Source organism: Promicromonospora sp. NPDC059942 (assembly GCF_042731755.1).
GTDB lineage: Bacteria > Actinomycetota > Actinomycetes > Actinomycetales > Cellulomonadaceae > Promicromonospora.
Window position 1 is genome coordinate 1 of the sequence record NZ_JBHWLR010000001.1, and the last position, 19,948, is coordinate 19,948.

At 70.0% G+C, this 19,948-nt stretch carries 20 protein-coding genes; 12 read left to right on the forward strand and 8 right to left on the reverse strand.

The window, feature by feature from the left end; all coding sequences use genetic code 11:
• Positions 1–64 precede the first annotated feature (64 nt).
• Positions 65–337, reverse strand: a complete 273-nt coding sequence (locus ACFV9Q_RS00005) for a sulfurtransferase TusA family protein (RefSeq protein WP_377232579.1) — start codon at positions 335–337, stop codon at positions 65–67.
• A gap of 45 nt (positions 338–382) precedes the next feature.
• Positions 383–1,555 (reverse strand): cysteine desulfurase family protein, encoded by a 1,173-nt coding sequence (locus ACFV9Q_RS00010; RefSeq protein ID WP_377232580.1) that lies wholly within the window; start codon positions 1,553–1,555, stop codon positions 383–385.
• A 366-nt stretch (positions 1,556–1,921) separates the two neighbouring features.
• On the opposite strand from ACFV9Q_RS00010, the gene coxB reads away from it, so the two are divergent.
• From coxB to ACFV9Q_RS00030, 4 genes are all read left to right on the forward strand, one after another.
• The gene (gene coxB, locus ACFV9Q_RS00015; RefSeq protein WP_377232100.1) at positions 1,922–2,845 is read left to right on the forward strand and encodes a cytochrome c oxidase subunit II; all 924 of its coding nucleotides are present in this window, start codon (positions 1,922–1,924) and stop codon (positions 2,843–2,845) included.
• Positions 2,845–4,659 (forward strand): cytochrome c oxidase subunit I, encoded by a 1,815-nt coding sequence (gene ctaD, locus ACFV9Q_RS00020; protein ID WP_377232581.1) that lies wholly within the window; start codon positions 2,845–2,847, stop codon positions 4,657–4,659. Before coxB ends, ctaD begins: the two co-directional genes overlap by 1 nt.
• Positions 4,656–5,057 (forward strand): cytochrome c oxidase subunit 4, encoded by a 402-nt coding sequence (locus ACFV9Q_RS00025; protein ID WP_377232102.1) that lies wholly within the window; start codon positions 4,656–4,658, stop codon positions 5,055–5,057. The genes ctaD and ACFV9Q_RS00025 overlap by 4 nt, the downstream gene beginning before the upstream one ends.
• A 205-nt stretch (positions 5,058–5,262) precedes the next feature.
• Positions 5,263–6,114, forward strand: a complete 852-nt coding sequence (locus ACFV9Q_RS00030; protein WP_377232582.1) for a hypothetical protein — start codon at positions 5,263–5,265, stop codon at positions 6,112–6,114.
• 87 nt (positions 6,115–6,201) lie between these two features.
• Here ACFV9Q_RS00030 and trpD read toward each other — a convergent pair whose 3' ends face one another.
• Both trpD and ACFV9Q_RS00040 read right to left on the reverse strand, forming a co-directional pair.
• Positions 6,202–7,251 carry an anthranilate phosphoribosyltransferase gene (trpD, locus tag ACFV9Q_RS00035; RefSeq protein WP_377232583.1) on the reverse strand — a complete coding sequence of 350 codons (1,050 nt, stop codon included), beginning with the start codon at positions 7,249–7,251 and terminating at the stop codon, positions 6,202–6,204.
• Positions 7,248–7,709 carry a hypothetical protein gene (locus ACFV9Q_RS00040; RefSeq protein ID WP_377229350.1) on the reverse strand — a complete coding sequence of 154 codons (462 nt, stop codon included), beginning with the start codon at positions 7,707–7,709 and terminating at the stop codon, positions 7,248–7,250. The genes trpD and ACFV9Q_RS00040 overlap by 4 nt, the downstream gene beginning before the upstream one ends.
• 178 nt (positions 7,710–7,887) lie before the next feature.
• Here ACFV9Q_RS00040 and ACFV9Q_RS00045 point away from each other — a divergent pair, with 178 nt between their 5' ends.
• The 6 genes from ACFV9Q_RS00045 to ACFV9Q_RS00070 all read left to right on the forward strand — a co-directional run bounded on the left by ACFV9Q_RS00045 (position 7,888) and on the right by ACFV9Q_RS00070 (position 14,972).
• Positions 7,888–8,541, forward strand: coding sequence for a heme-copper oxidase subunit III (locus tag ACFV9Q_RS00045; protein ID WP_108495698.1), 654 nt, complete (start codon positions 7,888–7,890; stop codon positions 8,539–8,541).
• A 106-nt stretch (positions 8,542–8,647) separates the two neighbouring features.
• Positions 8,648–9,427, forward strand: coding sequence for a c-type cytochrome (locus tag ACFV9Q_RS00050; RefSeq protein ID WP_377229351.1), 780 nt, complete (start codon positions 8,648–8,650; stop codon positions 9,425–9,427).
• Positions 9,424–10,494: a Rieske 2Fe-2S domain-containing protein gene (locus ACFV9Q_RS00055; protein WP_377232584.1), complete on the forward strand. Its 1,071-nt coding sequence runs from the start codon at positions 9,424–9,426 to the stop codon at positions 10,492–10,494. Before ACFV9Q_RS00050 ends, ACFV9Q_RS00055 begins: the two co-directional genes overlap by 4 nt.
• On the forward strand, positions 10,491–12,203 hold the full coding sequence (locus tag ACFV9Q_RS00060) for a cytochrome bc complex cytochrome b subunit (protein ID WP_377229353.1): 1,713 nt from the start codon (positions 10,491–10,493) through the stop codon (positions 12,201–12,203). Before ACFV9Q_RS00055 ends, ACFV9Q_RS00060 begins: the two co-directional genes overlap by 4 nt.
• 165 nt (positions 12,204–12,368) lie before the next feature.
• Entirely contained in the window at positions 12,369–12,998 is a 630-nt protein-coding gene (locus ACFV9Q_RS00065) for a superoxide dismutase (RefSeq protein WP_377229354.1), read from the forward strand.
• Positions 12,999–13,172: 174 nt separating this feature from the next.
• Entirely contained in the window at positions 13,173–14,972 is a 1,800-nt protein-coding gene (locus ACFV9Q_RS00070) for a cytochrome bc complex cytochrome b subunit (protein ID WP_377232585.1), read from the forward strand.
• A gap of 52 nt (positions 14,973–15,024) precedes the next feature.
• On the opposite strand, the gene ACFV9Q_RS00075 is transcribed toward ACFV9Q_RS00070, so the two are convergent.
• Together ACFV9Q_RS00075 and ACFV9Q_RS00080 are read right to left on the reverse strand one after the other, a co-directional pair.
• Complete coding sequence (locus ACFV9Q_RS00075; protein WP_253867636.1) at positions 15,025–15,306, reverse strand: Lrp/AsnC family transcriptional regulator; 282 nt, start codon at positions 15,304–15,306, stop codon at positions 15,025–15,027.
• Complete coding sequence (locus ACFV9Q_RS00080; RefSeq protein ID WP_377232586.1) at positions 15,300–17,174, reverse strand: DEDD exonuclease domain-containing protein; 1,875 nt, start codon at positions 17,172–17,174, stop codon at positions 15,300–15,302. Before ACFV9Q_RS00080 ends, ACFV9Q_RS00075 begins: the two co-directional genes overlap by 7 nt.
• A 165-nt stretch (positions 17,175–17,339) precedes the next feature.
• Between ACFV9Q_RS00080 and ACFV9Q_RS00085 the strand changes: the two genes are divergently transcribed.
• Together ACFV9Q_RS00085 and ACFV9Q_RS00090 are read left to right on the forward strand one after the other, a co-directional pair.
• On the forward strand, positions 17,340–17,609 hold the full coding sequence (locus ACFV9Q_RS00085) for a hypothetical protein (protein ID WP_377232587.1): 270 nt from the start codon (positions 17,340–17,342) through the stop codon (positions 17,607–17,609).
• A 20-nt stretch (positions 17,610–17,629) separates the two neighbouring features.
• Positions 17,630–17,875 carry a type II toxin-antitoxin system RelE/ParE family toxin gene (locus ACFV9Q_RS00090; RefSeq protein WP_377229358.1) on the forward strand — a complete coding sequence of 82 codons (246 nt, stop codon included), beginning with the start codon at positions 17,630–17,632 and terminating at the stop codon, positions 17,873–17,875.
• A gap of 59 nt (positions 17,876–17,934) precedes the next feature.
• Here the strand turns inward: ACFV9Q_RS00090 and ACFV9Q_RS00095 are convergent, their stop codons facing one another.
• Together ACFV9Q_RS00095 and ACFV9Q_RS00100 are read right to left on the reverse strand one after the other, a co-directional pair.
• Positions 17,935–18,765 carry a phosphoribosylaminoimidazolesuccinocarboxamide synthase gene (locus ACFV9Q_RS00095; RefSeq protein WP_377232588.1) on the reverse strand — a complete coding sequence of 277 codons (831 nt, stop codon included), beginning with the start codon at positions 18,763–18,765 and terminating at the stop codon, positions 17,935–17,937.
• A 47-nt stretch (positions 18,766–18,812) separates the two neighbouring features.
• Entirely contained in the window at positions 18,813–19,883 is a 1,071-nt protein-coding gene (locus ACFV9Q_RS00100; RefSeq protein ID WP_377232589.1) for an acyl-CoA dehydrogenase family protein, read from the reverse strand.
• Positions 19,884–19,948: the final 65 nt, after the last annotated feature.

The window sequence follows — 19,948 nt, forward strand, 5'->3', positions numbered from 1 at the left end:
GGGTTTTTTCGCTTTGGCGCCGTCAAAGGCGAGGAAACCCGGGCCTCAAAGGGAAGTTCACAAATCAGCCGAGGCGGACCGTGACGGCCCAGCCGTCCCAGTCGTCGTCCTGGTCGGCCGGGTCCTGGGCCGTCGGGGCCTGGGCCCGGTGCTCCCGGGTTCCCACGTGCTCGTGGCCGCGCATCCGGCACCACGCGGGGACGTCGTGCTTGGCCGCCGGGTCGGTCGACAGGACGGTCAGCTCCGTGCCCGCGGGCAGGCCCTTCGCGGCCGCGGCGAGCCGGATCACGGGCAACGGGCAGCGCAGCCCGCGGGCGTCCACCAACGTGTCAGACACACAGGTCACTCTAGTGACCTGTACGTCCGACACCGGCGACGTTTGTTAGAGGCCGCCGACGCCCAGCATCTCCCGCACCCTCGACACCGCGCCCGGGAGCACCGCGCAGAAGCGGTCGACCTCGTCGGCCGTGGTGGACCGGTCCAGGGCGATCCGCACGTTGCCGTGCGTGAGCACGCCCATCGCCGCCAGCACGTGCGACGGCTCCAGCGTGCTCGCGGTGCACGCCGAGCCCGAGCCGACGGCGAACCCGAGCCGGTCCAGCTCCGTCACGAGCGCCTCGCCGTCCACGTAGAGGAACGAGAACGTGGCCACGTGGGGGAGCCGGTCGTCCGGGTCGCCCACCACCTCGACGTCGGGGATGCGGGACACCTCGGCCCGCACCCGCTCCACCAGTGCCCGACGACGGGCCTCCTGCGCCACGCGGTCGGACTCGACCGCCTGCAGCGCCACCGCGGCGGCGAACGCGAGCGGCACGCTCACGCCGCCCGGGGCCCACGGGTCCTCGTCCTCGGGCCCGACGAGCGTGGTGCGCACCCGCTGCCGGACGGCGAGGACGCCGACGCCGGCGGGTCCGCCCCAGTCGGCCGGGTCGGCGGCGAGGAGGTCCCAGGTGTCGGGCACCGCCACGTGGCCGACGCTCGCGCCCGCGTCGACCAGCAGCGGGACGCCGGCCGTGCGGGCGGCGTCGTGCACGGCCTCGACGGGCTGGACCGTGCCCACCTCGCCGTTCGCGTGCTGGAGCGCGGCCAGGGCGACGCCGGGCGCCCGGACCGCGGCGACCATGGCGTCGACGTCGACCCGCCCGAGCCGATCGACGGGCACGGGGCCCGCCGGCAAGCCCGCGGGTTCGGCTCCCCGGGAGGCCAGGCTCGCCGCGTGCAGCACGGCGGCCCGTTCGACGGCGCTGACGACGACCGTGGAGCCGGCGCGCCGTCGGGCGGCGGCCGCCGACGCGACCGCGGTGTGGAGTGAGGCCGTGTGGCTCGGCGTGAACCGGACCTCCTGGGTGCGCGCGCCGAGCACGGCGGCGATCGCCTCGCGGGCGCCGTCGAGCAGCCGGGCCGCGCGGCGGCCCTCGGCGTGCAGCCGGCGCGGGTCGGCCCAGCCGTCGGCGAGGGCCTGCTCGAAGGCCTGCCGGGCGAGCGGGTGCCACGGGGCGCGTCCGCCGTTGTCGAGGTGGACCCGCTCGGGGATACCTGGGGTGGCGTGGCTCACACGTCCTCCTGCTGCTGTGACCTGGCTCGTCCGGCCGCTCGTCCGGCGGCTCACCAGGGGCCCGGTCGGGGCCTGATCTCGGCTTGTGACGGCGGCCTGCGGCGTGCCGCCGCCGTCGTCCACCTGATCCTCGCACCCCCGCCCGCCGGTCCGTCGCGGCGATCGTTCTGACACGACTTGGGTGGGTGTCCTGAACAGCGTCGATGTGTGCCCGAGGTGCGGAGTGCGTCACGCTCCCGTGAGGGCCTTCCGGGCATCATCAGGCCCCGGAGCGCGCTAGGCTGCATCCCATCGAGGACGAAGGTTCTGCGTGGAGCTCGGGAGGAAACCGGTGCGACGCGCCGGACGAGACGTGAAAGGCCTCCCTTGCACTCGAAGCCACCTACCCGCACCCGGCGGGCCATCCTGCGTGCGTCGGCTCTTGCCGCCGCAGTCGCAGTGCTGGCCTCCGGCTGCGCAAGTGAATCCGTCCAGCGCGGATACCTGCCCGGCTACAGCGACGGGGAGGTGACTAACCAGACCGAGCGCATCACCGACCTGTGGGTGGGCTCGTGGATCGCTGCTCTCGCCGTGGGCATCGTGACCTGGGGCCTGATGCTGTGGTGCATCGCGGCCTACCGGAAGCGCAAGGACGACCACCAGCTCCCGGTGCAGACGCGCTACCACCTGCCGCTCGAGCTCATGTACACGGCCGTGCCGATCATCATGGTGCTCGTGCTGTTCTGGTACACCGACCGCGACGTGACGGCCATCAAGACCGTCGACGGCACCGCGACCGAGCACATCCAGGTCATCGGCAAGCAGTGGAGCTGGGACTTCAACTACCTCGACGCCGACGTGTACGACTACGGCGAGCACGAGGCGGACCCCGGCAGCGTCACGGCCGAGGACGAGCTCGACGGCGCCGTCGGCACCTCGACGTCCTTCCCGACGCTCTACCTGCCGGTGAACGAGACGGTCGAGTTCACGCTCGACTCGCGTGACGTCATCCACTCGTTCTGGATCCCCGCGTTCCTGTACAAGCAGGACATGATCCCGAACCGGACCAACACGTTCCAGGTCACGCCGACCCGTGAGGGCACGTATGCCGGCAAGTGCGCCGAGCTCTGCGGCGAGTTCCACTCCGGCATGCTCTTCAACGTGAAGGTCGTGTCCGCCGAGGAGTACGACGCCCACATGGCGGAGCTCGAGGCGAAGGGTCAGACCGGCTCGCTCGGCATGGACCTCGCCCGCACCGCCGGCCCGGTCGACAACCCGGCGGCAACTGAGGAAGAGGAGGCTGGGCACTGATGGCCGCAGCGACCACGACCGAGCTGATCCCGGGCCTGGCGCCCGGGAGGCAGACGCTCGGCCGGACCGTCATCAAGTGGATCACGTCCACTGACCACAAGACGATCGGGTACCTCTACCTGATCACGTCGTTCATCTTCTTCTGCATCGGCGGCCTGATGGCCCTGCTGATCCGGGCCGAGCTCTTCGAGCCGGGCATCCAGCTCGTGCAGAGCAAGGAGCAGTACAACCAGCTCTTCACGATGCACGGCACCGTGATGCTGCTGCTGTTCGCGACCCCGCTGTTCGCGGGCTTCGCGAACGTGATCATGCCGCTCCAGATCGGCGCGCCCGACGTCGCGTTCCCGCGTCTGAACATGTTCGCCTACTGGCTGTTCCTGTTCGGTGGCCTCATCACCACCGCCGGGTTCCTCACGCCGCAGGGCGCCGCCTCGTTCGGCTGGTTCGCGTACGCGCCGCTGTCGACCACGACCTACAGTCCAGGGTTGGGTGGAGACCTCTGGGTCTTCGGCCTGGCGCTGGCCGGTTTCGGCACGATCCTCGGTGCGGTCAACTTCATCACCACGATCATCACGATGCGCGCGCCGGGCATGACCATGTTCCGGATGCCGATCTTCACCTGGAACACGCTGGTCACCAGCCTCCTGGTGCTGATGGCGTTCCCGCCCCTGGCCGCGGCCCTGTTCGCGCTGGGTGCCGACCGCCGTCTCGACGCGCAGATCTTCAACCCGGAGAACGGTGGCGCCATCCTCTGGCAGCACCTCTTCTGGTTCTTCGGGCACCCCGAGGTGTACATCATCGCGCTGCCGTTCTTCGGCATCGTGTCCGAGATCTTCCCGGTCTTCAGCCGCAAGCCGATCTTCGGCTACACGGGTCTCGTCTACGCGACCATCGCCATCGCCGCGCTGTCGGTGACGGTGTGGGCCCACCACATGTACGTGACCGGCGCCGTCATGCTGCCGTTCTTCGCGTTCATGACGATGCTCATCGCGGTGCCGACAGGCGTGAAGTTCTTCAACTGGATCGGCACGCTCTGGCGAGGAAAACTCACGTTCGAGACACCGATGCTCTGGTCCATCGGCTTCCTCGTGACCTTCCTCTTCGGTGGCCTGACCGGCATCATCCTGTCGAGCCCGGCGCTGGACTTCCAGCTCTCCGACTCGTACTTCGTGGTCGCGCACTTCCACTACGTGGTCTTCGGCACCGTCGTGTTCGCGATGTTCGCCGGCTTCTACTTCTGGTGGCCCAAGATGACCGGCCGCATGCTGTCGGAGCGGCTGGGCAAGGTGCACTTCTGGATGCTCTTCGTCGGCTTCCACACCACGTTCCTCATCCAGCACTGGCTGGGTGTGGAGGGCATGCCGCGCCGCTACGCGGACTACATGCCGCAGGAGGGCTTCACCTGGGAGAACCAGGTGTCCACGATCGGCGCGTTCATCCTCGCCGCGTCGACCCTGCCGTTCTTCTGGAACGTCTACATCACCTGGCGCAAGGCGCCCAAGGTCACGGTCGACGACCCGTGGGGCTACGGCCGCTCCCTGGAGTGGGCCACGTCCTGCCCGCCGCCGCGGCACAACTTCGCCTCGCTCCCGCGCATCCGCTCGGAGTCGCCGGCGTTCGACCTGCACCACCCCGAGGTCGTCGCGATGGAGCACCCGGAGTACAACCGCGGTGTGCTCGACAACATCTATGGCGAGGCGGACCGGCGCGGTCAGGACAAGCAGGCCCAGCAGCGCGCCGCGCACGGCGGTGGCGACTCGGGTCAGAGCAGCACGACCATCGTTGACCAGCCGGACGAGGGGACCAGCAAGTGAAGATCGAGAGCCGGCTGTTCCTCTGGGGCACGCCCTTCTTCGTCCTGGCCGGGGTCGTCTACGGCTTCATGACGGACTGGCAGGAGCCGGTCGGCTTCCTGGGCATGCCGCTGGTCGGCGCCCTGGTGGCGATGATCGGCGCGTACCTGACGCTGACGGCCCGGCGCATCGACGCCCGGCCCGAGGACGACCCGAACGGCAACATCGAGGACGCCGCCGGCGACCAGGGCGTGTACGCGCCCTGGAGCTGGTGGCCGCTCGCGATCGCGGGCTCCGCCGCGATCTGCTTCCTCGGCCTGGCCGTGGGCTGGTGGGTGCTCTACATCGGCTTCTGCGTGGCGATCATCGCCCTCGTGGGCTGGGTCTTCGAGTACTCGCGGGGCATCCACTCGCACTGAGAACTTCCGCTTCAACGACCGACCCGGCGTCGGAACGTGCCCTCACCCGAGGGCAGGTTCGGATGCCGGGTTTGTTCGTTTCACCCGCTAATTCACCCGCAGATGACGAGGTGCCGGCCGCCGACCGTGGTGAGATCGAACGTTCGCTGGCCGGTTCCCCGACGCAACCTGTGCGTCCCCCGGAAAGCGCGCAGGAAGGTCAACAGTGCGTTACTCCAAGACGGTGGTGCTGGCGACGGCGGGCGTGCTCGCGGTCGGTCTCGGCGGCTGCGCGGCGAGCTCGAACGGCTCCGCTGACGAGGCAGCTCCCACCGGGTCGGCGCAGGCCCAGGTCGAGCTGACCCAGGCCTCGTTCGTCGAGGAGCTCACCGCGGCGCAGACCGAGGCGGGCACCGTCCACATGTCGATGGGCTACTCGGGTGCGGGAGCGGAGGAGGCCGGACTGGCCGGTGCCCCCCTCGAGGCCGACATCGTCCTGTCCGACCCGAAGAACCCGGCGATGGCGATGACGACGGACATCGAGGGCGAGACCGCCGACATGGTCCTCTTCGACGGCGACTTCTACATGAACATGGGCGAGACGACGTCCGGCAAGTACCTGAGCCTGACCGAGGCGGGCGAGTCCGACAACCCGATGGGCATGCTCTTCAAGGGCATCGGTGACGTCATGCGGAGCAGCCTTGAGGACATGGACCCGGCCGCACAGCTCGAGGGCATGGAGGGGGCCATCACGTCGTTCGAGAAGACCGGCACGGAGGCCGTCGACGGTGTGGAGACGGACGTCTACACGCTGCTCGTGGACCCGGCCAAGATGACCGGCCCTCAGGTGGAGGGCATGCCCGAGGACGTGCTGGCACAGATGGGCGAGATGGAGATCGTCTACAACGTGGACGAGGACAACCTGGCGCGTGCGCTGGTCATGACGATGGACGTCGAGGGCAAGCCGCTGGTGGCCAGCGGCACCTTCTCCGGCTGGGGCGAGCCCGTCGACGTGGCCGCACCGACCGGCGACCAGCTCGTCACCATGGACGAGCTGACCGAGGGCATGCTCGGCTGACGATCGGTGTACCCGTGCGGCGTGCCGCACGGGTACACCGCGCTTGCCCAGCGGTTGGCCGCTTGCCCAGCGGCCGGCCGCTCTTGTCTATCGGCTGGCGGCGATCCAGCGGTCCAGGGTGGCCTGCGCCGCCCCGGAGTCCACGGCCTGGGCCGCGAGGTCGATGCCGGCGGTGAGGCGCTCCACGAGCGTCCCGGAGCCCGTACCGGGCAGCGTGCCGTCGGCGACGAGGCCCGAGGCCGCGTTGAGCAGCACGGTCTCGCGGACCGGGCCCGCCTCGCCCGCCAGCACCGCCCGGGCGACGCCCGCGTTGTAGGCCGCGTCGTGGCCGCGCAGGTCCTCGACCTTGATGCGCGTCAGCCCGAGGTCGTCGACGGGGTCGATGCGGTGCTCGGTGACCGTACCCCCGGACACCTCCCACACGGTGGCGCCCGCCGTCGCGGCGAGCTCGTCCAGCCCCTCGTCCCCGCGGAAGACCAGCGCGGACTTGCCCCGCTCGGCGAAGACGCCCGCCATCAGCGGCGCCATCCGCGCGTCGGCGCAGCCGACGGCGGCCGCGCGCGGCTGGGCCGGGTTGGTGAGCGGGCCCAGGAAGTTGAAGGCCGTGGGCACGCCCAGCTCCTTGCGGGTCACGCCCGCGTGGCGCATGGACGGGTGGAACGCCGCGGCGAAGCAGAAGGTGATGCCCGCCTCGCGCGCGATCTGCGCGACCCGCTCCGGCGGGTGGTCCAGGCGGATGCCGAGCTCCTCCAGCACGTCCGCGCTGCCCGACGACGACGACGCCGCCCGGTTGCCGTGCTTCACGACCCGCAGGCCGGCGCCCGCGATGACGACGGAGGCCATCGTGGAGATGTTCACGGTGTGCGCACGGTCGCCGCCGGTACCGACGATGTCCACCGACGGCCCGGGCACGTCGATGCGCACCGCGTGCTCGACCATGGACTCGGTCAGGCCCGCGAGCTCCTCGACGGTCTCGCCCTTGGCGCGCAGCGCCACGAGGAAACCGGCGAGCTGGACGGGCGAGACCTCACCGGTCATCACCCGGTCCATGGCCCAGCGGGCCTCCTGCTGGCTCAGGTCGGTGCCGGTCATCAGCCCGGCGAGCAGGCCGGACCACGTGGGTGCCTCGAGGTTCACGCGGTACCCGCCGGCGAGGGGGCGAGCAGGCGCGCGACGGCCTCCTGGACCTTGATGGCGTCGAGCGGACGCGCCACCACGCCGTCGGCCAGCGACCAGGTCGCGAGCCACGCGTCCGCCGGGCGGCCCGTGAGGACCAGCACCGGGGGGCACTCGTAGATCTCGTTCTTGAGCTGGCGGCACAGCCCCATGCCGCCGGCCTGGTCGGCCTCTCCGTCGAGGACGAGCAGGTCCCACGTCTCGTTGTCGGCCTTGTCCACCACGGCGGCCGCGGTGGCGGCCTCGGCCCACACGATGTCGGGCTCGCCCGCGTGCAGGCGCGGGCCCACGGCGAGGCGTACCTGCTCGCGCACCGTGCGGTCGTCGCTGTACAGGAGGACTCGCGGGCTCGACGTCGCGCTGGGGGAGGGCGTACCGCTCGTGCCTGCGCTGGTCACATCCGTCGTCATGCCGGTCATGCGTCGATCGTGGCACAGACCCCGCCCTGGCGGCAGATTTGTCCGCTCCCTTTTCATGGCACTCTGTTCAATCGCGTCAGCAAGAGACGGCCCACGTAGGACGTTGAAAGGACTTTGTGAGATTCGACGCGAGCGTCTGTGACGGTTCGGCGTTCGGGACACCCGAACGTCGGCCATAATGGCTGTCGTGTCGACCGCAACGGCTGCAGCCACCCCCACGCACCAGCACGTGACAGTCAATCGTCCGAACCCGGTCTCGGTCGGGACGATCGTCTGGCTCGCGAGCGAGCTCATGTTCTTCGCAGCGCTCTTCGCGATGTACTTCACCGTCCGGCAGACCATGCCGGCCGAGGAGTGGGCGCTACAGGCGGACAAGCTGAACATCACCTTCTCCACGATCAACACGATCGTCCTGGTGCTGTCCTCGTTCACCTGCCAGTGGGCGGTCTTCAAGGCTGAGCAGTTCAAGCCGTCGCGCTCCGGCAAGCTCTTCCAGTTCTGGACCTGGGGCATGCACGAGTGGCTGACCATGACCTACCTCATGGGTGCCTTCTTCATCGGCGGCCAGATCTTCGAGTACACCGAGCTGGTGCACGAGGGCCTGACCATCTCGTCCAGCGCGTACGGGTCGGTCTTCTACATGACCACCGGCTTCCACGGCCTGCACGTGACCGGCGGTCTGATCGCCTTCCTCTTCGTGCTCGGCCGGTCCTTCGCCGCCAAGCGCTTCGGTCACCACGAGGCCACCACCACGATTGTCACGTCCTACTACTGGCACTTCGTCGACGTGGTGTGGATCGCGCTCTTCGCGGTGATCTACCTGCTGCGCTGACCGGGCGCGCGGTCGCCCCCCGGGCAGCCGCGCCTCAGGGCCACGTGCGGTGGCATAGGTTGATAACAGAGAAGCTCAACACTCACAGCGAGACGAGGAAATTTTCGTGAAGGCACTCGCCGCCCGCAGGCATCACCGGCTGGCGCCGGTCGTTCTCCTGCTGCTGGCGCTGCTGACCACGGGCGGCGTCTACGCCGCCCTGGCTCCGAGCACGGCTAAGGCCGAGACCGTCAGCACCGCGGACATCGAGACCGGTAAGAAGCTGTTCCAGGCCAACTGCGCGACGTGCCACGGCGCGAATGCCGAGGGCACCGACGGCGTGCCGTCCCTGGTGGGCGTCGGCGCTGCCGCCGTCGACTTCCAGGTGTCGACCGGCCGCATGCCGATGCAGATGAACGGCCCGCAGGCCGAGGCCAAGCCGCCGCAGTTCGACGCGGAGCAGACCGCGGCGCTGGCCGGGTACGTCGCCTCGCTGGGCGCCGGTCCCGCCATCCCGACCGACGAGCAGGTCGACCCGACCAAGGGTGACCCCTCGAACGGCATGGCCCTCTTCCGCACCAACTGCGCCATGTGCCACAACGCCGTGGGCGCCGGCGGCGCACTCTCGGAGGGCAAGTTCGCACCCGCCCTCTGGGAGACGTCGGAGCGGAACATCTACCAGGCGATGCTCACCGGCCCGCAGTCGATGCCGGTGTTCAACGACGCGAACATCACGCCGGACGAGAAGCGCGACATCGTGTCGTTCCTCGTCGAGCAGCGCGAGGGTTCGGCCGGCGGTAACGCGCTCGGCGCCCTCGGACCGGTGTCCGAAGGCCTCTGGGCCTTCGTGATCGGCCTCGGCCTGCTCATCGGTGCCGCAGTGTGGATCGGAGCGAAGTCCTCGTGAGCGAGAACCAGAACACCCCCGCCGACACCTCGCACGAGGTGACGGTCACCCCTGAGGCGGGTACCGCCGTCGGGCACCCGGAGCGGTTCCCGGACCCGGGCGTCCCGGAGCACAAGCACCGCCTGACGGACACCGACCCGCGCGCCGCCAAGCGCGCCGAGCGGACCGTCACCATCCTGTTCGTCCTGTCGATCCTGGGCACGGTCGGCTCGATCGTCGCCTACGTGATGGTCCCGCCGGACGGCACGACCTCGGGCGTCCGCCTGTCGACCCTGCTGCTCGGCCTCGGCCTCGCGGTGTCGCTGCTCGGCATCGGCATCGCCGGCATCCACTGGGCCAAGTCGCTCATGGGCGACAAGGAGATGGTCCAGGAGCGGCACTCGCTCGCGACGAACGACGAGGACCGCGCCATCGCGGTCCAGGACCTGAACGAGGGTCTCGCCGACTCGGGCGTCGTCGGACGCCGCGGCGTGCTCAAGGGCGCCTTCTTCGGCGCCCTGGCGCTGTTCCCGCTGGCCATCGCGGTGCCGCTGATCGGCTCCGTGGGCGGTGACTGGAACGTCTCCAAGTTCAAGCACACCATCTGGAAGAACGGCACGCGCCTGGCGATCGACCCCTCGGGCCGGCCCATCAAGGCCGCCGACGTCACCGTCGGCTCCGTCTTCCACGTGGTCCCGGAGACCACCGAGGAGTTCCGCTCCACGCACGAGTGGATCAACGAGAAGTCCAAGGCCGTGGTCCTGATGGTCCGCCTCAACCCGGAGGACCTCCGCACGGACCAGTCGCCCGAGGGCGAGACCTGGTCGCACGAGGGAATCGTCGCCTACTCGAAGATCTGCACGCACGTGGGCTGCCCGGTGGCCCTGTACGAGCAGCAGACCCACCACCTCCTGTGCCCCTGCCACCAGTCGACGTTCGACATCGCGGACAGCGCGAAGGTCGTCTTCGGCCCGGCCAACCGCCGGCTGCCGCAGCTGCCGATCACGGTCGACGACGAGGGCTACCTCATCGCGCAGGACGACTTCGCCGAGCCCATCGGCCCGAGCTTCTGGGAGCGCCTTAAGTGAGCACCGCGACCCACGACACCAAGCCCGAGGCACCGGCCAAGCCGACGACGACCGTCGGCAAGGCTGCGGACTACCTCGACCAGCGCACCTCCATCGGCGTCGCCGTCAAGGAGTTCGCGCGCAAGGTCTTCCCGGACCACTGGTCCTTCATGCTCGGCGAGATCGCCCTGTTCTCGTTCGTCGTGCTGATCATCTCGGGCTTCTTCCTGACGATGTTCTTCGAGCCGTCGATGGCGCTCACCACGTACGAGGGTGAGCACCCCGCGACCATGCACGGTCAGCTCATGTCCGTCGCGTTCGCCTCGACCCTCGACATGTCGTTCGAGGTGCGCGGCGGCCTGCTGATGCGGCAGATCCACCACTGGTCGGCCCTGATCTTCATGGCCTCGATCGTGGTGCACATGATGCGCGTGTTCTTCACCGGCGCGTTCCGCAAGCCGCGCGAGATCAACTGGATCGTCGGCATCCTGCTCATGATCCTGGGCCTGGCGGCCGGCTTCACCGGCTACTCGCTGCCCGACGACGTGCTCTCCGGCAACGGCCTGCGCATCACCGACGGTGTGGTCAAGTCGATCCCGCTGATCGGCTCGTTCATGTCGTACATGATCTTCGGCGGCGAGTTCCCGGGCCACCACATCGTGCCGCGCCTGTTCACGCTGCACATCTTCGTGGTGCCGGGCATCCTGCTGGCGCTGATCGCGCTGCACCTGTTCCTGATGGTGCTGCAGAAGCACACCCAGTACCCGGGTGGCGGCCGCACCGACAAGAACGTCGTCGGCTACCCGGCGCTGCCGGTGTACGTCGCCAAGATGACCGGCAACTTCTTCATGGTCTTCGGCGTGCTGGCGCTCATGGGTGCCACGATGTCGATCAACAACGTGTGGAACTACGGGCCGTTCGACCCGTCGCCGGTCTCCGCGGGTGCCCAGCCGGACTGGTACATGCTGTTCCTGGAGGGCTCGCTGCGACTGATGCCGGGCCAGGGCACGGAATGGATCATCTTCGGCTACACGCTGCCGTTGAACGTGCTGATCCCCGCCGTGGTCATCCCGGGTCTGCTGTTCACGTTCCTCATCGTGTACCCGTTCCTCGAGGCACGGGTGACCGGCGACGACCGCGAGCACCACGTGCTGGACCGCCCGCGCAACAAGCCGGCGCGCACCGGCCTGGGCGTCGCGTTCCTGACGGCGTTCATCATCCTGGCCCTGGCCGGGTCGAACGACCTCATCGCCACGCACTTCGCGCTGTCGATCAACGCGATCACCTGGGTGTTCCGCGTCCTGTTCTTCGTGGGGCCGGTGTTCGCCTACTTCGTCACCAAGCGCATCTGCCTCGGGCTGCAGCGCAAGGACCGCGAGCTGGTGCTGCACGGCCACGAGTCGGGCCGCATCGTGCGCTTCGCCAACGGCGAGTACATCGAGGTCCACACGCCGCTCGACGAGCAGGAGCGCTGGCTGCGCGTCAACTACGAGGCGCCCGGCCCGCTGGCGATCGCCCCGAAGACCGACGCCCGCGGCGTGAAGCGCAAGGGCTACGGCGCCGACAAGCGCTGGCAGGGCCTGTCCCGGTTCTTCTACGAGGACCGCGTCTCGCCCGTGACCCCGGCCGAGGTGGCCGCCGCGCACTCGCACGGCGAGCACGACGAGCTGTCCGGCTCCGAGCGCCAGGCCGTCGAGGCGGGCGTCGGAACCACCTCGCGGGAGCACTGAGCGACCTGCGACACCAAGCGATGGCCTGTGTCTCCTGGTCCGCATCTGCGGCCGGGGACACGGGCCATTGCCGTCCCGGCGGGCACCACCTCGGCGCACGACCAGGACGGCGTCCCACCCTGCGCACCGTCCGGTGTGCGGACCGATCCTGGAGGTACCTCAGCAATGGCTGTTTACACGCTCCCTGACCTGACCTACGACTACGCCGCGCTCGAGCCGCACATCTCGGGCAAGATCATGGAGCTGCACCACTCCAAGCACCACGCGACGTACGTCAAGGGTGCCAACACTGCCCTGGAGCAGCTCGAGGAGGCCCGCGAGACGGGCAACCTGGCGAACGTCAACAAGATCGAGAAGGACCTCGCGTTCAACCTCGGTGGTCACATCAACCACTCGATCTTCTGGACGAACATGGCACCGGAGGCCGGCGGAGAGCCGACCGGCGACATCGCCACGGCGATCGACGAGCACTTCGGCTCGTTCGAGAAGTTCAAGGCGCACTTCACCGCCGTCGCCGCCGGCGTCCAGGGTTCCGGCTGGGCCGTCCTGGCCTGGGACTCCGTGGGCCAGAAGCTGGTCGTCGTGCAGCTGTTCGACCAGCAGGGCAACATCCCCTTCGCGCTCACCCCGGTCCTCATGCTGGACTGCTGGGAGCACGCCTACTACATCGACTACCTGAACGTCCGCCCGGACTACATCAAGGCCTGGTGGAACCTGGTGTCGTGGAGCAACGTCTCCGAGCGCCTGGCGCGGGCGAAGACGCAGACCGCGGGTCTCGTCGTCGCCTCGGCCTGACCGCCTGACCACAGATCCGGCGCACCCTCGGGAGGTCTCTCCCCGGGGTGCGCCGGATCTGTCATGTCACGTTCCGGTGCCCCGATTCGTCGCCGAGGGTGGAAGCAAAGCCCGGCACGGTGTCTACTGGAGGTCAACGGTAGGGCCCGTGCCGCCGAACTCAGGGGTGATGACGTGGCAACGAAGCAGCGTCCGAGTGCCGTCGGCAAGGCAGCCGACTACCTTGACCAGCGCACCACCATCGGGGTGCTGGTCAAGGAGCTGGCGCGCAAGGTCTTCCCCGACCACTGGTCCTTCATGCTCGGCGAGATCGCCCTGTTCTCGTTCGTCGTGCTCATCGCGTCCGGCTTCTTCCTGACGATGTTCTTCGAGCCGTCCATGGCGCTGGTGCGGTTCGAGGGCGACTATCCGCCGTCGATGCACGGGCAGCTCATGTCGGCGGCGTTCAGCTCCACCGTGGACATGTCGTTCGAGGTGCGTGGCGGTCTGCTGATGCGGCAGATCCACCACTGGTCGGCCCTGATCTTCATCGGCTCGATCGTGCTGCACATGTTCCGGATCTTCTTCACCGGCGCGTTCCGCAAGCCGCGCGAGATCAACTGGATCGTCGGCCTCACCATGCTGATCCTGGCTCTGGCGGCCGGCTTCACCGGCTACTCGCTGCCCGATGACGTGCTGAGCGGCAACGGCCTGCGCATCATCGACGGCGTGGTCAAGTCGATCCCGCTGATCGGCGCGTACCTGTCCTTCCTCGTCTTCGGCGGCGAGTTCCCGGGCGACCACATCATCCCGCGGCTGTTCACGCTGCACATCTTCGTGATCCCCGGGATCCTGATCGCCCTGATCGCGCTGCACCTGTTCCTCATGGTGGTGCAGAAGCACGGCCAGTACCCGGGCGGTGGCCGCACCGACAAGAACGTGGTGGGCTTCCCGGCCCTGCCGGTGTACGTGACCAAGATGACGGGCAACCTCTTCATCATCGCCGGGGTGCTGACCCTCATGGGCGCCACCATGGCGATCAACAACGTGTGGAACTACGGCCCGTACGACCCGGCGCCGGTGTCCGCCGGCACACAGCCCGACTGGTACATCCTCTTTGTCGACGGCGCCCTACGCCTGATGCCGGGACCGGGCTGGGAATGGGTCATCGGCGGCTACACGCTGAGCCTGAACATCCTGATCCCGGCGGTCGTGGTGCCGGGCATCCTGTTCACGCTCCTGTTCGCGTGGCCGTTCCTCGAGGCCCGCGTGACCGGGGACCATCGCGAGCACCACGTGCTGGACCGGCCGCGCAACCGGCCGGTGCGGACCGGTATCGGCGTCGCGTTGTTCGTCGCGTTCCTGGTGTGTGCCCTGGCGGCGACGAACGACATCATCGCCACGCACTTCTCGCTGAGCATCTTTGCGATCACGTGGGTGCTGCGCGTGCTCCTGTTCGTGGGCCCCGTGTTCGCGTTCTTCGTGACGAAACGGGTGTGCCTCGGGCTGCAGCGCAAGGACCGCGAGCTGGTGCTGCACGGGCACGAGTCCGGCCGCATCGTGCGCTTCGCCAACGGCGAGTACGTCGAGGTGCACACCCCGCTGGACCCGCAGGAGATCTGGCTGCGCACCCAGCACACGTCCCCGAAGCCCTTGGAGATCAAACCCGCGACGGACGCCCGCGGGGTCAAGCGCCGGGGCTACCGGTCCGACCGACGCTGGCAGCGGCTGTCCGAGTTCTTCTACGAGGACCGCGTGGAGCCGGCCACGCCCGCGGAGCTCGCGGCGGCCCACTCGCACGGCGAGCACGACGAGATCGAGGCCAGGACCCCGGCTGCTCTGGGGTCCGGGTCCGGGTCCGGGTTCGGCGCTGGCAGCGGCGGGCAGGGCACGTCCGGTCCGCGGGCTGCCGGACCGCGTACCTCCGGAGAGGGCGCCGCGAGCCGGGGCGACACGGGGCCGGGCGACGCCGGACGGGGCGAGGCGCCGCGGTAGCCGAGCCGCGGTAGCGGAGCCGAGCTAGCGGAGCCGCCGTGGCGGTGCCGAGCTAGTCGTCGAGCCCCAGGGCGAAGGCCTGCTCCAGGTCCGCCTTGGAGAACGCGCGGAACGCGATGAGCGTCTCGGTGTTCTGCACGCCCGGCACCTTGTTCACCGTGTCGGAGACGACGCCGGCGAGCTGCTCGTGCTCGGGCACGCGCACGATCGCCACGAGGTCGGTCTTGCCGGTCACGGAGAAGACCTCGCTCACACCATCGATGTTCGCGACCTCCTGCGCGACCTCGGGAATGCGGGACGTCTCGGCGTCGATGAGGACGATCGCGGTCAGCATGCCGTCATCGTATCCACGTGCCGCGGGTTCTCGGGTCCCGGGACGACGGCGACCTCGTCCGCGACCTCGTCCGCTGCGGCAGAGCCGTCGTCACCTGAGCCCTCGCCCGCGGAGTCCGTGGCGATCTCCGTCCGCACCCGCTCCGAGGCCCAGGTCAGGTCGGCGTGCGCCCCCGCCGCGCGCACCGGGCACGCCCAGGTGTCGCTGACGTGGACCAGCCGGACGCCGGGGGAGTCGAGCCAGGCGAGCAGCAGGTCGGTCTCCTCGGGGTGCGCGGCCGGGGCCGGGGCGACGGGCGGCTCGACGTGCTCCGCCGTCGTGCGCAGGGCGTCCACGAGGGGGAGCGGGCTGGCGCCCGGCGCCGACACGTCGGTCGCGGCGAGCCGGCCGTGCTTGATCACCACGATCTCCCAGCCGCCGGGCCTGCCCGGGGCGTCGCCGATGCCCGACGGGCGGGCGGCGACCAGCTCGGCGCAGGCGGCCAGCGGCCCGAGCCGCTGGGCGCGGTGCGCGCCCTGCACGAAGGCGCGCAGGCGTCGGGTGACCTCGCCGGCCTCCTCGTACCGTTCCTGGTGGGCGAGCGTCGCGATCCGGTCGGAGAGGGCCCGCACCACCGGGGCGGGGTCGCCGGTGAGGGCGGCGCGCGCGGCGTCGGCCACGTCGGCGTAGGACGCGTCGGGTGCCTCCGTGGCCACGCACGGGGCGGAGCAGCGGCCCATCCCCGCCAGGGCGCAGGGGCTGCCGGGGCGCTTGGAGACGAGCGGGATGCGGGCGGTGCACTGCCGCAGGTTCAGGGCGTCGTGCAGGGCGTGCACGGCCTCCTGCGCGGTGCGCCGGGACCCGAACGGGCCGATGTGCGCCGCGCCCGCCACGACGCCGCCCACGACCGACAGACGCGGGTAGGCCTCGTCGGTCAGGCGCACCCACGAGTGCCGCTCCGGGAACTTGGACCGCCGGTTGTAGCGGGGCGCGTGCTCGGTGATCAGCCGCAGCTCCCGCACCTGGGCCTCCAGCGGCGTGGCGCAGGCGACGGGCGTGACCCGCTCGGCGATGCGCACCATCTCGGTGATCCGCTTGCGCTTCTCCGCGGCGGTGAAGTACGAGCGCACCCGCTTGCGGATGTTGACCGACGTACCGACGTACAGCACCTCGTCGCCCGGGCCACGGAAGAGGTAGACGCCGGGCGACTCGGGCAGGCCGTCGGCCAGGTGCCGCTTGCGGCGCACCTCGGGCGGCACCGGATCGGCCGCCGTGGCGAGGTCCTCCAGGTGCGTGACGCCCATCGGCGCGAGGCGCTCGAAGAGCGCGTGCAGCACGTCGACGGTCGCGCGCGCGTCGGCCAGCGCGCGGTGGTCGGGGGACACGGTGGCGTGGAACAGGTTCGCCAGCGTGGACAGCTTGTGGTTGGGCGCCTCGTCCCGCGTGACCAGGCGGCGGGCCAGCGGCACCGTGTCCACGACGGTGAACCCGGGCCACGGGTAGTCCAGCCGGGCACACATCGCCTTGAGGAAGCCGACGTCGAACGGCGCGTTGTGGGCCACCAGCACCGTGTCGTGCGCGAACTCCAGGAAGCTCGGCAGCACCAGCGCGATGTCCGGCGCCGTTGCGACCATGGCGTTCGTGATGCCGGTCAGCCGGGCGACGAACGCCGGGACGGGCTGCCCGGGGTTGACCAGCGACTGGAACTCGCCCAGCACCTCGCCGCCGCGCACCTTGACCGCACCGATCTCGGTGATGCCGCCCTCTTTGGCGTTGGTCCCCGTGGTCTCCAGGTCAACGACGACGAAGGTCACGTCACGCAGCGGCGTGCCGAGCTCCTCGAAGGTGGCCTGGTAGGCCGACTGTTGGACGGATGCCGCGGTGCTCACGGGGCCGAGGCTAGCGGGAGACACTGACACGCTTGTTCGAGCCGCGCCGTCGGGCGGGGAAGGCCCCTGTACGGCCTCGTTCGTGGGCCCAGGAAGGAGCCACGAATCGGACCAGGTAGGTCGTCCGGATGGCGCGCTGTCCACAGGTGCGGCAAGCATGAGCACATGAACACAGACCTCGACCTGGACGAGACCGTCGACGAGTCCGACCTCGGTGCCGGGGCCGCCGACTTGCTGACGCGTGTCAGTACCGAGCATCTGAGGGTCGGGGTCGTCCGCGACGGCGAGGTCGTCGCGGTCCTCATCGACCCCGACGACGCTCGGATTCTCGAACGCTTGGAGCTGGCTGCCGAGGAGAAGTGGGCGGCCGAGCGGGACCCCGACGACGGGCAGCGTTTCAGCCTCGACGAACTGACGCGAGAACGGGACGCCTGATGGGCCGGTACAGGGTCGAGGTGACGAACGCCGCTGCGCGTGAGCTGCGCAAGTTGGAGAGACAGGATGCTGACCGCGTCAGCAGTGCGATCCGCAGGCTGGAGGACGACCCGCGACCTCATGGGGCAACCAAGTTGTCGGGCAGGGACGAGTATCGGATCCGGGTCGGTGACCACCGGGTGATCTACGAGATCGACGACGACAAGGTTGTCGTCACCGTCATCAAGATCGGCAACCGCAGGGACGTGTACAAGGGGGCCTGGTAGCGAGGCGGAGGTGTCCGAGACAGGCATGATGACGCGTGTGCAGCTTGCCCAGCGGCCCGTCAGGCCCAGCGTTCGCCCGTGAGCTGCTCGTAGATCTCGACGTAGCGCGCGCGGGTCTCCTTGACCACGTCGTCCGGGATCTCGGGGCCCGGGTAGGTGCGGTCCCAGCCGGTCAGGGTCGAGGACCAGTCCCGCACGAACTGCTTGTCGTAGGACCACTGGCCGCGGCCGGGCTCGTACTCGCTCGCCTTCCAGAAGCGCGAGGAGTCCGGGGTGAGCACCTCGTCGGCGAGGGTCAGGACGCCGTCGGCGTCGAACCCGAACTCCAGCTTCGTGTCGGCGATGATGACGCCGCGCTCGCGCGCGATCTCGGCGCCGCGGTCGTAGATCGCGAGCGTCAGCTCCCGCAGCCGGTCCGTCGTCTCGGTGCCGAGGTCCTTCGCGATCTCCTCGACGGAGATGTACTCGTCGTGCCCCTCGTCCGCCTTGGTGGACGGTGTGAACACCGGCTGCGGCAGGCGGTCGGCCTCGACCAGGCCCGGGGGGAACGCCACGCCGGACACGCTGCCGGTCGCGTTGTAGCTGTCCAGGCCGCCGCCCGCGAGGTAGCCGCGCGCGATGCACTCGACCGGCACGATGTCCAGCTTCTTGCAGCGGATCGCGCGGCCGGCCCACTCCGCGGGCACGTCCTCGCTGATCACGTGGTTGGGCACGAGGTCGGCGAACTGGCGGAACCACCACAGCGAGAGCTGGGTCAGGATCGCGCCCTTGTCGGGTACGGCCGTGGGCAGCACGACGTCGTACACCGACACGCGGTCGGAGGCCACCAGGATCACATCGTCGCCGTCCGCGTAGACCTCGCGAACCTTGCCCTTCCGGATCAGTTCCACGGGGCCAAGGCTAACCCGCCGGGCGGGGGAATCCGGGCCCCGTCCGCCTAGCCCGCGAGCGGTGCGACGAGTGCCGCGCCCAGGTCCTCGGTGGCGAGGTAGGGGTTCAGGTGCGGGTGCCGGCTGCCTACGGCGACGTCCCGCCAGACCCGCTGGAGCCGGTTGCCGGTGCGGAACCCGCTCGCCCCGTGCAGGTCCAGCATCAGCTCGACCGCGGCCCGGCAGTCGCGTGCGGCGTCCGCGAGGTCGAGGCGCTGCTGGTGGCCGTCCCGGTCGGACAGCACGCCGGTGTCCACCCGTGCGGCGACCGCGAGCATGGTGTTCTCGGCGCGGTGCACCAGGTGCGCCGCCTCCGCCAGCCAGTGCCGGACACCCGCCGACTCGCCCATCCGGGAGTGGGCGGACATGAACGGCCTGCGGTCCGAGGCGAACATCTCGGTCGTCGCGTCGAGCGCGCCCTGCGCCGCGCCGACCACGGGGGCGAGCACCGCGATCCCGTACAGCAGCCGGTCGCCGGGGCCGAACGGGCTCGCCGTGGCCAGCCGCCCGTCGGGCACGAGCAGCTCCCGTGCGACGAGCGTGTGGCTGCCCGTGCCCCGCATGCCCGCCATGTGCCAGGTCCGCTCGACGGTCAGCTCGGCGGTCGGCACGACGACGAAGAACATCGAGCCGTCGACCAGCACCCCCAGGCTGGCCCACCCGGCGTCCTCGCAGCCCGAGACGTTCGGCCAGCTCCCGGTGACGCGCACGCCGCCCGGCACGCGGTCGCCGCGCCCACCGGGGAGCCCCGATCCGCAGAACAGCGCGTCGGGGTCGGCGAACAGCTCCGCGGCCGTGGCCTCGGTGTAGGCGTGGCCGGCGAGGTTCTTCGCGGTCAGGCTCGTCCCGGCCACCCAGGCCGACGACGGGCACGCCCGTCCGACGGCGGCCAGCCGGCGCGCGATCGTCACGGCGTCCGCCTCGGCGCCGCTGTGGGCGCGCGGCGTCCGCAGCGCGAGGACGCCGAGGGAGCGCAGGGCGGCCAGGCTCTCCGGGGTCGGGCGTTCGTCCTGCTCGGTCTTCTCGGCCTGGTCCCGCAGGGCCGCGAGGAGCCCGTTCTTCGTGGTGTCGTCGTTCACGCTTCCGATCCCAGCAACCGGTGGGCCGCAGGGCCATACGCGAGAAGCGCGGGTCCATACGCGAC